This is a genomic window from Bacillus sp. FSL R5-0443 (assembly GCF_038608285.1).
GTDB lineage: Bacteria > Bacillota > Bacilli > Bacillales > Bacillaceae > Bacillus > Bacillus velezensis.
On record NZ_CP152013.1, the window covers coordinates 2,645,803 to 2,660,626 of the forward strand.

The 14,824-nt window shown below is 45.7% G+C and carries 17 protein-coding genes and 1 riboswitch; of the genes, 7 read left to right on the plus strand and 10 right to left on the minus strand.

From position 1 onward, the window contains the following. Positions 1-24: 24 nt before the first annotated feature. Positions 25-555 carry a YqhR family membrane protein gene (locus tag NYE28_RS13055; protein WP_003153121.1) on the minus strand — a complete coding sequence of 177 codons (531 nt, stop codon included), beginning with the start codon at positions 553-555 and terminating at the stop codon, positions 25-27. 221 nt (positions 556-776) lie between these two features. Between NYE28_RS13055 and NYE28_RS13060 the strand changes: the two genes are divergently transcribed. Further along, complete coding sequence (locus NYE28_RS13060; protein WP_007408341.1) at positions 777-1,733, plus strand: DUF1385 domain-containing protein; 957 nt, start codon at positions 777-779, stop codon at positions 1,731-1,733. Positions 1,734-1,767: 34 nt separating this feature from the next. Further along, a complete protein-coding gene (locus NYE28_RS13065) occupies positions 1,768-2,163 on the plus strand; it encodes an SA1362 family protein (RefSeq protein WP_007408340.1) in 396 nt (131 codons plus the stop codon). Here NYE28_RS13065 and NYE28_RS13070 read toward each other — a convergent pair. From NYE28_RS13070 to NYE28_RS13080, 3 genes are all read right to left on the minus strand, one after another. Continuing rightward, a complete protein-coding gene (locus tag NYE28_RS13070; protein WP_094031830.1) occupies positions 2,160-3,035 on the minus strand; it encodes a patatin-like phospholipase family protein in 876 nt (291 codons plus the stop codon). The two genes, NYE28_RS13065 and NYE28_RS13070, sit on opposite strands and share 4 nt — an antisense overlap. Before the next feature lie 114 nt (positions 3,036-3,149). Then, entirely contained in the window at positions 3,150-3,578 is a 429-nt protein-coding gene (mntR, locus tag NYE28_RS13075) for a transcriptional regulator MntR (protein WP_007408338.1), read from the minus strand. Between the two features lie 99 nt (positions 3,579-3,677). Next, on the minus strand, positions 3,678-4,514 hold the full coding sequence (locus tag NYE28_RS13080) for a biotin/lipoate A/B protein ligase family protein (protein ID WP_094031831.1): 837 nt from the start codon (positions 4,512-4,514) through the stop codon (positions 3,678-3,680). A 193-nt stretch (positions 4,515-4,707) separates the two neighbouring features. On the opposite strand from NYE28_RS13080, the gene NYE28_RS13085 reads away from it, so the two are divergent. Then, positions 4,708-5,088, plus strand: coding sequence for a rhodanese-like domain-containing protein (locus NYE28_RS13085; protein WP_007408335.1), 381 nt, complete (start codon positions 4,708-4,710; stop codon positions 5,086-5,088). Positions 5,089-5,140: 52 nt separating this feature from the next. Here the strand turns inward: NYE28_RS13085 and gcvPB are convergent, their stop codons facing one another. The 3 genes from gcvPB to gcvT are packed head-to-tail and all read right to left on the minus strand — an operon-like array spanning position 5,141 to position 9,070. After that, entirely contained in the window at positions 5,141-6,616 is a 1,476-nt protein-coding gene (gcvPB, locus tag NYE28_RS13090) for an aminomethyl-transferring glycine dehydrogenase subunit GcvPB (protein ID WP_094031832.1), read from the minus strand. Beyond that, positions 6,609-7,955 carry an aminomethyl-transferring glycine dehydrogenase subunit GcvPA gene (gene gcvPA, locus NYE28_RS13095; protein ID WP_059368121.1) on the minus strand — a complete coding sequence of 449 codons (1,347 nt, stop codon included), beginning with the start codon at positions 7,953-7,955 and terminating at the stop codon, positions 6,609-6,611. The genes gcvPB and gcvPA overlap by 8 nt, the downstream gene beginning before the upstream one ends. Positions 7,956-7,969: 14 nt before the next feature. Beyond that, a complete protein-coding gene (gene gcvT, locus NYE28_RS13100) occupies positions 7,970-9,070 on the minus strand; it encodes a glycine cleavage system aminomethyltransferase GcvT (RefSeq protein WP_032866432.1) in 1,101 nt (366 codons plus the stop codon). 178 nt (positions 9,071-9,248) lie between these two features. Further along, a riboswitch (glycine riboswitch) is annotated at positions 9,249-9,349 on the minus strand. A 144-nt stretch (positions 9,350-9,493) separates the two neighbouring features. On the opposite strand from gcvT, the gene NYE28_RS13105 reads away from it, so the two are divergent. The 4 genes from NYE28_RS13105 (at position 9,494) to sinR (ending at position 12,699) form a co-directional block, all read left to right on the plus strand. After that, entirely contained in the window at positions 9,494-11,164 is a 1,671-nt protein-coding gene (locus NYE28_RS13105) for an SNF2-related protein (RefSeq protein ID WP_124934996.1), read from the plus strand. A 21-nt stretch (positions 11,165-11,185) separates the two neighbouring features. Next, on the plus strand, positions 11,186-11,980 hold the full coding sequence (locus tag NYE28_RS13110; protein ID WP_076424968.1) for a YqhG family protein: 795 nt from the start codon (positions 11,186-11,188) through the stop codon (positions 11,978-11,980). 176 nt (positions 11,981-12,156) lie between these two features. Continuing rightward, positions 12,157-12,330 carry an anti-repressor SinI family protein gene (locus tag NYE28_RS13115; protein WP_003153105.1) on the plus strand — a complete coding sequence of 58 codons (174 nt, stop codon included), beginning with the start codon at positions 12,157-12,159 and terminating at the stop codon, positions 12,328-12,330. A 33-nt stretch (positions 12,331-12,363) separates the two neighbouring features. After that, positions 12,364-12,699: a transcriptional regulator SinR gene (sinR, locus tag NYE28_RS13120; RefSeq protein ID WP_003153104.1), complete on the plus strand. Its 336-nt coding sequence runs from the start codon at positions 12,364-12,366 to the stop codon at positions 12,697-12,699. A 47-nt stretch (positions 12,700-12,746) separates the two neighbouring features. Here sinR and NYE28_RS13125 read toward each other — a convergent pair whose 3' ends face one another. The 3 genes from NYE28_RS13125 to tapA all read right to left on the minus strand — a co-directional run bounded on the left by NYE28_RS13125 (position 12,747) and on the right by tapA (position 14,824). Next, entirely contained in the window at positions 12,747-13,532 is a 786-nt protein-coding gene (locus tag NYE28_RS13125; RefSeq protein ID WP_007408329.1) for a TasA family protein, read from the minus strand. A 64-nt stretch (positions 13,533-13,596) separates the two neighbouring features. Beyond that, the gene (locus tag NYE28_RS13130) at positions 13,597-14,181 is read right to left on the minus strand and encodes a signal peptidase I (protein ID WP_015240205.1); all 585 of its coding nucleotides are present in this window, start codon (positions 14,179-14,181) and stop codon (positions 13,597-13,599) included. Then, positions 14,153-14,824 carry an amyloid fiber anchoring/assembly protein TapA gene (gene tapA / locus NYE28_RS13135; protein WP_124934997.1) on the minus strand — a complete coding sequence of 224 codons (672 nt, stop codon included), beginning with the start codon at positions 14,822-14,824 and terminating at the stop codon, positions 14,153-14,155. The genes NYE28_RS13130 and tapA overlap by 29 nt, the downstream gene beginning before the upstream one ends.

Genomic DNA, 14,824 nt, shown 5'->3' on the forward strand with positions numbered 1-14,824 from the left:
ACCGGACAGGGATTATACACTTATTCACTTGTTGCCGAGCGCCCTTGCAAGCTTGTCTGACGTAAGTTCATTGTAGTTGAAGGAAATTGAGTAGCCGACAAACAAACCGTACAGAATGTAAAGGCAAAGCGTCGTCACGATTGTATCTGATTTCAATTCAGTGACGGATTTCACATCTTCGAAAATCGGATTGAATAAGAAAAAAACCGCACACCATAAAATGACGCCGTACACCATCCCCGGCCACATGGTTTTAAAACGTTTCAGGCAGACGAAATAAATAAACGCCCCGGCAATTGAAATGAATCCGATGACAACGATGCTGACCATCGTGCCGAGCCATTGTTTTTTCCATTCTCCGATCATAAACGGCTGAAGAATCATGTTGGGGCTGATCTCTGAAAAATGAAAGACATACCCGAGATAGCCGATCAAACTCCAAAATACACCGCCGGCAAATCCGATACCGCAAATTCTGCCGGTAAATGAAACAGGCTGCTGATCATCATCCTGCTTCTTTTTTTCTTCCTGTTCTGAATGTTTTTCGCTTGTCATCATGGCACCTCCAGTCATAGACTGCCCCAAAATTGAAAAGTCATAAAAAACTGCGCCATATTTTCATTCAATGAGTAAAATCTAAAGAAACGGGGTATACTGCATGTAGAAAAAGCATTGATTTTCCGGCTGTCTAACTAGAGGTTTACCGCGGTTTCCTGTACAATAGAGTGAAAGGAAATGGTTAGTAAATCCTAAAAAAACAGGCAGGTTGATAAACAATGTCCAAACAAAAAACGCCCCCTGCTTACGGCGGGCAGGCTGTCGTTGAAGGGGTCATGTTCGGCGGCAGAAAAAATTATGTTACCGCCATCCGCAGGAATGACGGAAGCATTGATTTTTTCAAGCTTCCGAGAGTGCCGAACGCCAAGCTTTCGGCTTTAAAAAAGATTCCTTTTTTGCGGGGAATCGTCGCCATCATTGAGGCGAGCGCCAACGGCACAAAGCATTTAAACTTTTCCAGCGAACGTTACGGGCTTGACCCTCAAGATGACGCCAAGCTGGAGCAGGAAGATAAGAAGGGTTCGGGCTTATCGATGTTTTTCAGCCTGGCGGTGATCGGCGTTCTGTCGTTTTTGTTCAGCAAATTCGTTTTTACGCTCGTCCCGGTCTTCTTAGCGGAGCTTGTAAGGCCCGTATTTTCCTCAGACGCCGCGCAGATCGGAATCGAAAGTCTGTTTAAGCTTATTCTGCTTCTCGGCTACATTTATTTTTTATCAATGACGCCGTTAATTAAAAGAGTGTTTCAATATCATGGAGCCGAACATAAGGTCATAAACTGTTATGAACAGAATTTGCCAATTACAATAGAAAATGTTCAGAAGCAGTCACGGCTTCATTACCGTTGCGGTTCAAGCTTTATTTTATTTACGATCATTGTCGGCATGTTCATCTATTTACTCGTTCCGACAGATCCGCTTTGGGTGCGGATTTTAGACAGGATTGCGCTTATACCGGTCGTTCTCGGCATCTCCTTTGAAGTGCTCCAGCTGACGAACAGAGTGCGGAATATCCCCGTTTTGAAAGTGCTCGGTTATCCCGGCCTGTGGCTGCAGCTTTTAACGACAAAGGAACCGGCGGATGACCAGGTCGAGGTTGCCATAGAAAGCTTTAACGAGCTTCTCAGACTGGAAGACATTTCAGAACAGAGCGAAAAGCCGTCTCACAACGTAATCTGAACAGTTACCGTTATTATTTTGGAGGTGGGCAGTTATGAATCATCGTGTACAACCTTTTTTTGCTGTATTGATAGCGCTTGGCGCATTCGGTTTCATTTATGCAGCGGTAACCAACCCCGGGCAGATGATTTCAAGAGCGATCACCGTTATTATCGCAGGCATCATTATTTATTTTATCGTGAGGACGGTCCTGAACCGCCGCACCGGCCGTGACGGAACCGCTTTCAGAAAAGCGGCCAGACAATCGCGGCTCCGAATGAAGGAGCAAAAAGCGAAGCACCGCGCCGGACACAGAGGCCGGGTCAGCCATTTGCGGAGCGTGCCGAGCAGCAGCAGACCGAAGCCGATGATTCTTAAGAAAAAAAGCCAGACCCAGCTTACCGTCATAGAAGGCAAAAAGAATAAAAAGAAAAACAGAGCGCTTTTTTAATAGCTCCATTGCTTCAAAAATTGCTCTGTTCTGCTTTTTCCTAGCTCAATGAGAGCTAGTTTTTTTTGCGGTGTGAGATGAAACTCCGTCGCCATCACATGTTCCACCGGAATAAAAATAATATTCTGTTCGTACTTTGTCGCGATATGCCTGGCATCATGAGCGTCTTTCATCGTTTCAAACAAAGCCCCGAACAGCTCAAAAGCGTTGCGGATTGATTTTTTCGGGCGCTCTTTTTCGTTGGGCGAAAGCGAAATTCCGATGACCGGCCGTTTGCGTTCTTTTGAATACAGCCAAATCGGGAAATTGCTTAACACGCCGCCGTCAACGACCGTTGAGGTGCCTTTTTCGGTCTTCAGTTTTATCGGTTCAAAAAAATAAGGAATGCTGCAGCTCATTCTGACGGCTCTGGCAACCGGGAACATCTCCGGATTTAATCCATAGCGGGGAAGATCGTCAGGAAGCACGATCATCTTTCCGTTCGTCAGATCTGAAGCGATGAGACGGAGCGAGCCTTTTTTCAAATCGCCGAACGCGATGATGCCCTTCGCTTTTAATTTATCCGCAATCCACTTTTCCAGCATATCGCCTCTGTATAGTCCGAGGCGCCAATATATCGACACCCACCGCAGGATTTTCAGCGGGAGGAACGAGTATCTCTGATCAAGCAATTGCCTTCCGTCAACCTCATCTATGATGGAATGAACCTCTCTGCTCGTATAGCCCGCAGCGATAAATGCGGCAATAATCGCGCCGGCGCTTGTTCCGGCGAGCCTTTCAAAGCGAAAGCCCTTTTCTTCCAGCGCTTCATAAGCGCCGGCAAGCGCCACCCCTTTTATCCCCCCGCCCGAAAATACGCCGTCAATCTGCATAGCGCGCCCTCTCCCTTCCATCTCAAGGTGTATTATTATTTTAAGAAACGGCTGGGCGAAATAGACCAAAGAATGAAGACATTAAAAAAAGGGCGCCCCATTTCGGGCTGCCCTTTATTCACCGGGATTTTCGGTTTTTTTCTGTACGGATTTCAGTTCTTTTTTCCGGCTTTCGTCATCTTCAAAATACTGAACGAGGTCGCCGATGCGGTCAATGCTGTTCCAGCTCAGATGATGTTCGATTCCTTCAACATCATTGTAAATCTTCTCTTCATCAACACCAATGATTCTTAAAAACTGCTCAAGCAATTCGTGTCTGTATACGAGCCGTTTGCCGATCTTTTTGCCTTTTGACGTCAATACGAGCCCGCGATATTTTTCATAAATCAAATACTCGTCTTTATCTAGTTTTTGAACCATTTTCGTTACAGAGGAGGGGTGGACTGCCAAAGCTTCCGCGATATCAGAAACCCGTGCATATCCTTTTTCTTCTATCAGCATATAAATCTGTTCAATATAATCTTCCATACTTGGTGTTGTCATAAGTAACCCTCCCAAAAAGCACCTTAACTTTATAAACCATTACAAGTTTACACTAACGGTCATGAAAAAACAAGGATGCTTCCGGTCTGTCAAGCCTTATCAGCGCTTATAATTCCATTCATCAGCTGCGTATTTCGTCTCAGCCAGCTCATTGACAAATGCAAGCTCTTCAGACGTGAGTGTGTAAGGCTCAAGATGAATGTTCAGCCCTTCCTCAAAACCGGCTTTAAAAGCGATTCTGGCCTCATCCATCGTTACCCGTTTCGGCGCTAAGGCGTTGATGGCTACCGCTTTGTTTTTGAAATTCCGCTGCATGCGCTCACGGACTCTGTCGCTCGGATATAAAAACAGATCAAACAGCTTATCCTCATCAATGTCAAGCAGGATGGAACCGTGCTGAAGAATGACGCCTTTTTGGCGTGTCTGTGCGCTTCCGGCAACTTTCCGTCCTTCGACGACCAGTTCATACCACGAAGGCGCATCAAAGCAGACGGACGAGCGCGGATTTTTCAAGCTTTCTTTTTCTTTCTCCGTTCGCGGAATCGCAAAGCAGGCATCAAGTCCAAGGTTTCTGAATCCCTGCAGAATACCTTCTGAAATCACCCGGTACGCCTCTGTCACCGTGGCCGGCATTTCCGGGTGATCCTCTGAAACGATTACGCTGTATGTCAATTCTTTATCATGCAGAACACCCCGTCCGCCTGTCGGTCTTCTGACAAACCCGAGGCCGTGTTTATGTACTGCGTCAAAGTTAATTTCCTTCTTAATATTTTGAAAATACCCGACAGACAAAGTTGCCGGATTCCAGCCGTAAAAACGGATCACCGGAGGAATTTTTTTTTGGCTGTGCCAATATAAAAGCGCTTCATCCAGCGCCATGTTAAATGCCGGGCTTTCATTCCCTGAGTCAATAAACCGCCATGTTTCTTTTTCCATACACTGAACCCTTCTTTATCGTTTTAATAAAATCAGTTTAACAAACTGCCTTGAAAATGAAAAATATTTCGTTTCATTAAGGATGACAATCGCTTCATGCTTTACTATAATAGTATTTGTCCCAAAACGTCCGGTAAGCCTTGTTTTCAGGAAGCAGGGTTTTGATTTTATAAGTTAAAGGAGTAGAATCGCATTGTCTAATATGATTGCTTTAATTATTGTTGCGGCGTTTATCGTTTATATGATCGTGTCGTATTTTTACCAGCAGCGTTTAATGAAAACACTTACGGAAGAGGAATTCCGCGCGGGCTACAGAAAAGCGCAGCTGATTGACGTCCGTGAACCGAATGAATTTGAAGGCGGCCATATTCTCGGCGCGCGCAACATTCCGCTGTCACAGCTGAAACAGCGCAAAAGTGAAATCCGTCCTGATAAACCCGTTTATCTGTACTGCCAAAACAATGTCCGCAGCGGACGCGCGGCACAGACGCTCCGCAAACACGGCTGTAAAGATATTTACAACCTGAAAGGCGGATTTAAAAAATGGGGCGGAAAAATTAAAGCAAAAAACTAATCATAAAAAAGAGCTTCCGTATAAAACGGACAGCTCTTTTTTTTACACCGTGTCAGCGGATGCCGTCAAGTGTACGTTCGTATTTTAAAACGGGCTTTCTTGCCGCCTTGGTTTCATCCATTCTTTTGACAACTGTTGTATGCGGCGCTTCCTGAACGATTTCAGGCGATTCCTCCGCTTCCCGCGCAATTTGAATCATGGCATCTATAAACGCATCTAGCGTTTCCTTTGATTCCGTTTCCGTCGGTTCGATCATGATGCTTTCTTCAACATTGAGAGGAAAATACACAGTCGGCGGATGATAGCCGAAATCCAAAAGCCGTTTGGCAATATCAAGCGTTCGTACGCCGAGCTTTTTCTGCCTTCTTCCCGATAACACAAATTCATGCTTGCAATGACGGTCATACGGGAGATCAAAATAAGGCGCGAGTCTTCTCATCATATAATTTGCATTTAAAACCGCGTTTTCGGTCACAGTTTTTAAGCCGTCAGGCCCCATGGAACGGATATACGTGTAAGCTCTGACATTAATGCCGAAGTTGCCGTAATAAGGTTTTACACGCCCGATCGACTGCGGCCGGTCATAGTCAAAAGTCAAACGGCCCTCTTTTTTCGTAAGAACAGGTTTCGGCAGATACGGAATGAATTCTTTTTTCACTCCGACCGGACCTGAGCCCGGTCCTCCCCCTCCGTGCGGCCCGGTAAATGTTTTATGCAGATTAAGGTGAACGACGTCAAATCCCATATCTCCCGGTCTTGCTTTACTTAAAACGGCATTTAAATTCGCTCCGTCATAATAAAGCTTTCCGCCGGCCTGATGGACGATTTCAGCCATTTCCGTAATGTTTTCCTCAAATAACCCGAGGGTGTTCGGATTCGTCAGCATCAGCGCCGCTGTTTCTTCGTTTACCGCTCTTTTCAAATCTTCAATGTCAACCAGCCCGTGCTCATTTGACTTAACGGTAATCGTTTCAAAACCGGCGACCGTGGCGGATGCCGGATTCGTACCGTGGGCTGAATCAGGGACAATCACTTTCGTCCGTCCGAAGTCTCCCCGCGCTTCGTGGTAGGCGCGGATCATCATCAGGCCGGTCCATTCGCCGTGAGCGCCCGCCGCAGGCTGCAGCGTCACCTCGTCCATGCCCGTAATCTCCTCCAAGTGTCCGCTTAAATCGTATAAAAGCTCAAGCGCCCCCTGAACCGTGTCCTCGTCCTGAAGCGGATGAATGGCGGAAAAACCTGCGATCCGGGCAATTTTTTCATTTAATTTCGGATTGTATTTCATCGTACAGGAGCCGAGCGGATAAAAGCCTGAATCAACTCCGTGGTTCCTCTTAGAAAGAGCGGTATAATGCCGCATAATATCGAGCTCTGATACTTCCGGCAGCTTTGCGTCTTCATCGCGGATATAGTCACCGGGAAGAAGGCTTTCAAGCTCTGTTTCCGGCACATCAAGCTCCGGAAGGCTGTAACCGATACGCCCTTCGCGGGACATTTCAAAAATAAGCGCCTGATCTTGATTATTCATGTTGATCCCCCAATCCCGCAATAAGCGAATCGATCTCTTCTTTTGTTCTCAGCTCTGTGACGGCAATGAGCATATGCTGATTCAGTTCCGGATACGCAAGGCCTAAGTCATATCCGCCGATTATGCCGTCTTGCAGGAGCCGCCGGTTTGCTTCCTTGACGGGAAGATTCAGCCTGACGGCAAATTCATTAAATATCGGGCCGTCAAATGCTACGTGCAAGCCGGCTTTTTCCGCTTGGCGTCTCGCGTAATCAGCTTTCAATATATTTTGGCGGGCCATGTCTTTGACGCCGTTTTTTCCGAGCGCCGTCATCGCGGCTGAAGCCGCTAAAGCATTCAGCGCCTGATTTGAACAAATGTTAGACGTGGCTTTGTCTCTTCTGATATGCTGCTCGCGCGCCTGAAGAGTGAGAACAAAACCTCTTCGCCCGTTTTCATCCTCCGTTTGGCCGACAAGCCGGCCCGGAACCTTTCTCATCAGTTTTTTCGTTACTGCAAAATAGCCGCAGTGCGGGCCGCCGAACGCCGCAGGTATGCCGAAAGGCTGCGCGTCCCCGACGACGATATCAGCTCCGTATGCCCCGGGCGGTGTCAAAATACCGAGCGCGAGCGGGTTTGAAGAAACAATCAGCTGGCTGTTTCCTTTATGTGCGAGCGGCTCAATGTCCTTTAACGGCTCGATTTGTCCGAAGAAGTTCGGATACTGGACGATCACGGCGGCCGTTTCATCACAAACGGCATGTTCCAATGCTTCAAGATCTGTGACGCCGTTTTTCGCGGGCACCTCTACAACCTCAATATATTGGCCCTTTGCGTATGTTTTCAAAACATCCCGCGATTCCGGATGAACGGCTGCGGAAATGACGATTTTTTTCTTTTTCGTATGTCCCGACGCAAGCATCGCCGCTTCCGCCAGCGCCGTTCCCCCATCGTACATAGAGGAGTTTGCGATATCCATTCCCGTTAATTCACAGATCATCGTTTGAAATTCAAAAATCGCCTGCAGCTCTCCTTGTGAGATTTCAGGCTGGTAAGGCGTATATGCCGTGTAAAACTCTGATCGGGATATCACATGATCGACGATAACCGGCTGGTAGTGATCGTACACTCCTGCGCCCAGAAAAGATGCATATGTAACAGCGTCTTTATTTTTCGCCGCAAGCTTCGTCAGCTCTCTCGTCAGCTCTGTTTCTGATTTTGCTTTTTTAATTTGGTAGTCTTTTTGAAACCGTACATTTTCCGGAATATCGGCAAACAGTTCATCAATTGTTTCTGCGCCGATGGCTTTCAGCATTTCTTTTTTATCCTGTTCTGTCGCGGGCAAATATCGATGCTTCATATGACTCTCCTTTTTCAGCTCTGTTTTGGACGTTTATAAAACGGTGTGCGGACAATCTTCGCTTTTACCGTTTTTTTACGGATTTCCACTTCTACTTCCGTTCCGACTTCACTGAATTCCGTTTTGATTAAGGCAAGGCCGATATTTTTCTTTAAAGTCGGAGATTGCGTGCCTGTCGTGATTTCACCGATCGGAACACCGTCTTTTTTCACGGCGTACCCGTGTCTCGGAATCCCTTTTTCAATCATCTCAAGTCCGACCAGCTTTCGCGGGGCTCCTTTTTCTTTCTGTTCGCGCAATACAGACTTCCCGAAAAAATCGGAATCTTTCTTGTGTTTCACGGCAAATCCGATTCCGGCTTCAATCGGTGTAATATCTTTCGTCAATTCCTGACCGTATAAAGCAAGCTTCGCTTCAAATCTCAGCGTATCACGGGCGCCGAGGCCGCACGGAACGAGGCCTTCATGCTCTCCCGCTGCAAGTATCTCCTTAAATAGATGAACCGCATCTTCATTGCGGCAATATAACTCAAATCCGTCTTCACCGGTATAGCCTGTTCTTGAAAGCAGGACTTGTCGTCCGGCAACGTCCGCCCCATCAATAAACGTAAACGGCTTTAAGGAGGACAAATCACATTCAGTCAGCTTCGTAAGAACCGACTGAGCATTCGGCCCCTGAACGGCAAGCAGTGAAATCCCGTCAGACTGATTCGTCAGCGTGACATCGCCTTCCGCATGTTCCGTCAGCCAAGCGATGTCTTTTTCAATATTAGACGCGTTAATCACGAGCAGATAGCAGCTCTCGCTTTTCTGATAGATCAGCAAGTCATCGACCGTACCGCCGTCAGGATAACACATGGCGGTATAAAGCGCGTTTCCCGGCTTTAAATCGGCAACGTCATTTGTCATCATTTTTTGCAGAAAAGACAGGGCGTCTTTACCGGATACTTCAACTTCTCCCATATGGGACACATCAAACAGGCCCGCTTTTGTGCGGACGGCTTCATGCTCCTCTTTAATAGAAGAAAATTGAACCGGCAGCTCCCATCCTCCAAAATCAATCGTTTTTCCGCCGTATTCTTTGTACACGTCATAAAGCGGTGTTCGTTTCAGCATCATCTTCCCCCTTCAGTCATTGGCGCATTGTAAAAACATATAAAAAAGGACAGAGAAACACCTCATGAAAATGAAGGTTTCTCTGTCCCGGCACCTGAAAGTTTACTTTATGAACATATCATAAAGACGTCCCCTTTGGTGGTCTGCTGCTTCTAAGTGCAGACACTCTCCAGAGTTGCGTCGAGCAAGAGTTCTTTTGCCTGAGAGATTCACTCCGCAGTTTGCTCCTTCGGCGCCCGGACGCCCATCTTTCGTCCGAGTCTCTCCCCTTGCTGTCATTCGCTCATATTTACCAATTTTATGGACATACTAAAGCAATATCTTTTAGTGAAATCATTACTTATATCCTACCACCCTCATTTACGTCCGGCAACAAAAATTATGATAAATCAGTTTTTTAAAAGAAAGGCGGTTTTGTTACATATGACAGCAGAGATCATATTTGATGCAAACTGGCCGGGAGAGTTTTCTGAGCGGCTGAAAACGGACGGTCCCTGGTCAAATTGGGAGATGTACAAACTGTCGGCTGAAGTCCAGCAGACCCTTGCCATTCCTGAATTTGAAGGGTTGAGGGCTCCTTTATACCTGCCCGATTTCACTCCGCTTCCCCATCAGCTTGAGGTCGCGCAGAAAGTCGTTGAAAAAATGAACGGCAAGGCGATTTTGGCTGATGAAGTGGGGCTCGGAAAAACGGTGGAAGCGGGCCTGATTTTAAAAGAATATATGATTCGCGGGCTGGCCAAAAAAATCCTGATTCTTGTGCCGGCATCACTCGTTTCCCAGTGGGTGAAAGAGCTTCAGGAGAAGTTTTTAATACCCGCTGTTGAACAGAAGAAAAGCTATGTGTGGGAACAGTGCGATATCGTCGTTTCTTCTATTGATACGGCCAAACGCTCGCCTCACAAAGACATTGTGCTTTCTATTCCGTATGATCTCGTCATTATTGACGAGGCGCACAAGCTCAAAAACAGCAAAACGAAAAATTATGAATTTGCGAGAAGTCTTGTGAAGAAATACTGCCTGCTTCTGACGGCGACGCCGATTCAAAACCGGATCGAAGAAATCTTCAATTTAGTGTCACTGTTAAAGCCCGGCCATTTAGGAAACGAAAGCGGATTTCAAGAAACCTTCAATCAGAAGGACGGGATTGACGCTCATGAGCATTTGAAAGAGCTCGTCAATAAGGTGATGATCCGCAACACGCGGAGCGACACCGGCCTTACATGGACGAAGCGCCACGTGGAAACAGTGCCGATCACCTTTTCACCGACGGAACAGGCGCTTTACGATGACATCGCCGCACTGAAAAACGGCACGGAAAAGCCCGCAAGCGCATTTTCCATTATGACGCTGCAAAGAGAATGCTGTTCAAGCAGGGAAGCCGTGTATATGACGCTCAAAAAAATGCTTGACCAAAAAGACAAACAAGCGCCCGCATTCGATGAACAGACGATCGCTGATTTAATGGACCGCATCAATCAAGTCACGCAAAACTCAAAAGCGATTCAAGTTGTTGACTTGATCCAAAAGATTAATGACAAAGTCATTATTTTTACTGAATACAGGGCGACACAGATTTACCTGCAATGGTTCCTTCAGCAGAACGGCATAAGCTCCGTTCCGTTCAGAGGCGGATTTAAACGCGGAAAAAAAGACTGGATGAAGGATCTCTTCCGCGGCAAAGTGCAGGTGCTGATCGCTACAGAAGCCGGAGGCGAAGGGATCAACCTGCAATTCTGCAACCATATTATCAATTATGACCTCCCGTGGAACCCGATGCGGCTTGAACAAAGAATCGGAAGGATTCACAGACTCGGTCAGGAAAGAGATGTCCATATCTACAATATGGCGACAAAACATACGGTTGAAGAGCATATCTTAAAACTTCTGTATGACAAAATTCATTTATTTGAAAATGTCGTCGGAGAATTAGATGACATCTTAACAAAAATCAAAGTGAGCAATTTTGAAGACCATTTGCATGATATTTTATGCCATTCGCTGACAGAGGAAGAAATGAGAATCAAAATGGACAATCTCACCTCTTTTCTGTCATACGGTACGGAAAAGCCCGCCAGAAAAAAAGGATCTTAATCTAAAAGGAGGAAGCGCGACATGAGACAGCAGGAGGTTCACGAATTTTTACTGCGCTTTTTTGAAGCGAACCACTGTCCGATTACAGAACAAGGGCCGGGTTTTATGACGGTTCAGTTGACGGTCGAGATGGACAAACAAATTATGAACCGCCCGTTTTATTGGCATTGGCGTGAAAAAACGGGCGGCGAACCGAACCCGATGAAGATTACGTTCATCACTGATAAAGAAACGGCTCCGGAGGATATGGACGGCGAATTTATTTACTTTGGAGCCCCGCGCCTCTTTCAAATCTTTCAAGCAGTTAAACAAAATGGGAGATTTACAAGAATATATGAGAAAATTGTATCAGCCGGAGCCAGAGTGCCGCTTCAGCCCTGGCTTGGATTAAATGTAGTGATTTCATACCAATCCGACATGAAAAAAGACAGACTTTTGTCTTTAGGCCTGCATCTTGTTTCTGGAACAATTATAGAGGGGTTTCAGCAGAAGCTTGCACCGCTTCCGCTGACCTCGCAAATATCAGACTATTGCTTTACCATATCGCCGATGATTAAGCCGGAAAGCGGAATTAAAAGAATGGAGCATTACTTAAAAGACGCTGCCGCCAAAGAGCCGTCAGACTGGGCTGACAGCGCGATCGCCAGATGGAAAAAGGACCTCAGGCTGCTCGATCAGTTTTATGAGCAGACAGAGGAAAAACCTGAGGAATACCATTTGGAAAAACAAGCGCTGAAAGCCTTATATCAGCCGAAAATTCACATTCAGATTGAAAACGGCGGTTTATTTTTCCTGCAAAGTAATTTTTCTGGATAAGCGTTATCCATTCGACACCTTTCCCGTTTTTTCTGGAAATTCTATATTATAATAAAAGTATATAGAAAAAATTTCTGGCGTTTCGCATGCGATGAATCACTTCCAGACATGTAAAGATAAGGTCATGGGCGGATTGGCTGAAATACATAAACAAGTATTTTAGGAGGAGAAAATGCATGAAAAATGCAAAAATGGAATTTTCGCAATTAGATAAGGAATGGGTTGAGCTGATATTAGAAGCCCAAAAAGCAAATATCAGCCTAGAAGAAATACGCAAATACCTGCTTTCGCATAAAAAGTCTTCTCAACATATCCAGGCAGCCAGAAGTCATACCGTAAATCCTTTCTGAATGTGCTATAATATCACAAGGAAGGTGATGACATTGATTGGCCAGCGTATTAAACAATACCGAAAAGAAAAAGGCTACTCACTATCAGAACTAGCTGAAAAAGCTGGGGTAGCGAAGTCTTATTTAAGCTCAATAGAACGAAATTTACAGACGAACCCCTCCATTCAATTTCTCGAAAAAGTCTCCGCTGTTCTGGACGTCTCGGTTCATACTTTACTTGATGAAAAACATGAAACCGAATACGATGGTCAATTAGATAGTGAATGGGAGAAATTAGTTCGCGATGCGATGACATCCGGGGTATCAAAAAAACAATTTCGTGAATTTTTAGATTATCAAAAATGGAGAAAAGCGCAAAAAGAGGAGTAGTGCCGCCATATGTGCACAACTCCTCTTTTAACTGTCCGACTTTCGGATTAGTTTTTATCCTCACTGTGAGCCTTTTCATTTTCCTTGACGTAACCGTCTTTATCCGTATGATCTTTCGTAATGGTCAAGCCGTTCCATTGCGTTGCTTCAAAAGAGAATTGAAGAGAAATCGCATTGCCTTGGAACTTGTTTTGCACACTTAATCCGTCCGCAGTTTTTGCGGTGTCATTTTTAAATTGGATTTCCATTCTCACCTGGTCATAATCAGCAGGCGTTTTCGGAACTCCGTCGTACTCAGGAGCTGTTTTGCCGTTAATGGTTGCTACATTGACTTTTCCGCTCTCACTCAGGAATTTCGGATCAATGTGCTTGCTGATCGCTTCGGCAGCTGCTTTATCCTGTTTTGTTGACATTAAGTATAAGTCTTTCAGGCTGGCCGCCTTCAAAATGATATTTTTAGGATAGCCGTTGCCCCCTTCTTTACCGACTGTCAGAACCGTAATTTCAAACTGACTGAGGAAATCCTCCGCAGATTCATTTCCTTTCTTTGCTCCTTTAAAGTCAGTAAAATTCAAAGCCATCAGCACTTCTTTAATAGCAAGTGAACCATTGTTTCTGAATTCAAAATCTTTCGTCAATTTATCACCTGGTTTTAAGTTTGACAAATTGACATTGGCTGATTGTTCTTTAGCCGATAAATCAAGTGTTCCTGACGCAAATGTAGCGTCTGTCGACTTCACATCATTAAATGCGGCCCATGTGCCTCCTCCTACTAATGCTAAACCGAGTGCGGCTGAGGCAACGCCCAAGCTTAATTTCTTTTTCATACCCATGTTTGTACTCTCCCCTTACTTTTTATTTTTGTTATCAAATCCTGTCGCCAGGTTGCAACCGTATTCATGTGGAGATGGTTCCCTTTTTCGCATGTTCTTCCAGCGCTTTCGTTTTCCGCTCAATATCGCGGAGGGCGCTGACAATGACTGTTATTGAGTAAATCAAAAGCATGACGCCGGGAACGATTAACAGAATCGCCGTTCCGATCGGCTGGCTGGCCAAATGGATGACATATCCGGCATACGGAAGCTGATATCCCGTATACTGGGCCGCCACTTTTTCAGCTTGAACGGGTGCGGCATCCGGGGCGGCATTATGGTCCCCTTTTGTCTCAAACAGCAGGTTCCCGTCCTTTTTCGTGATCCCGATTATTCTGTGTGTGACGGCTGTTCCGTCATCTTGCGTAAAGGTGATCACATCCCCTTTTTCTAAGTCATTCACGTCAGAAATTTTCTTTACCGCTATGAGCGAACCCGTCTTAAATTCCGGGTCCATTGAACCCGACAGCACGGATTTCAGCGTATAGCCGAAGATGGCCGGCTCACCCCCGGAAGCCCGGGTCGAAATCACCGTTAACGTCAGCACAATAATCAAGCTGAAGATGACGGCATACAAAATATTACTGATCAGTTTCAGCGTTTTTTTCATGTTCTTCCCCGCTTTCTTTTACCGGCTCAGCCGGCTCTTTCTCCGTTTTCTTTAGATCGGAAACGGTCGCCTGTTCCCGGCATTTGACGAGTTTCATCGGTTTTGACCACTCAAATTTTTCTTCGTCCGCCGGATACCCTTCAGGCTTGTAAACCTTGAATGCGTATATGCCCGGCTGCAAAGACCGCTTTGACTCAATTTTATAAATCGTTTTGCTTTTTTTATCAGTAATAAGCCCTTTATCCACAACATTGCCGTTTCGTAAAGGCTGCTGCTGAAAAGCAATTTTATGGAGCTCCCATTTCCAGTCAGAAACAGTCCGCTCTTTTCCCTTATTCTCCAGCTCGGCATAGAGCTGAAGCGGCGCACACACGGTGCCTGACGTATCAGTTTGATTTGTTATATGTAAATCACTTTGATCCCAGCGTTCGTCATAACGGCAATCGTCATCCGTATATTGAAAATCTCCGCACGTTTGAACCTGGAGACTGAAGCTTTTTACATCATTGAAGGAGGAACTTGTATCACCTGTGAACTGAGCACATATCGTCACGGACAGGCAAAAAATGAACGAAAGCCGTAAAAATAGCATCATCCGCCATCTCACCTTGCCCTTTTTTTCCATTCGCAACAATCGGAACAT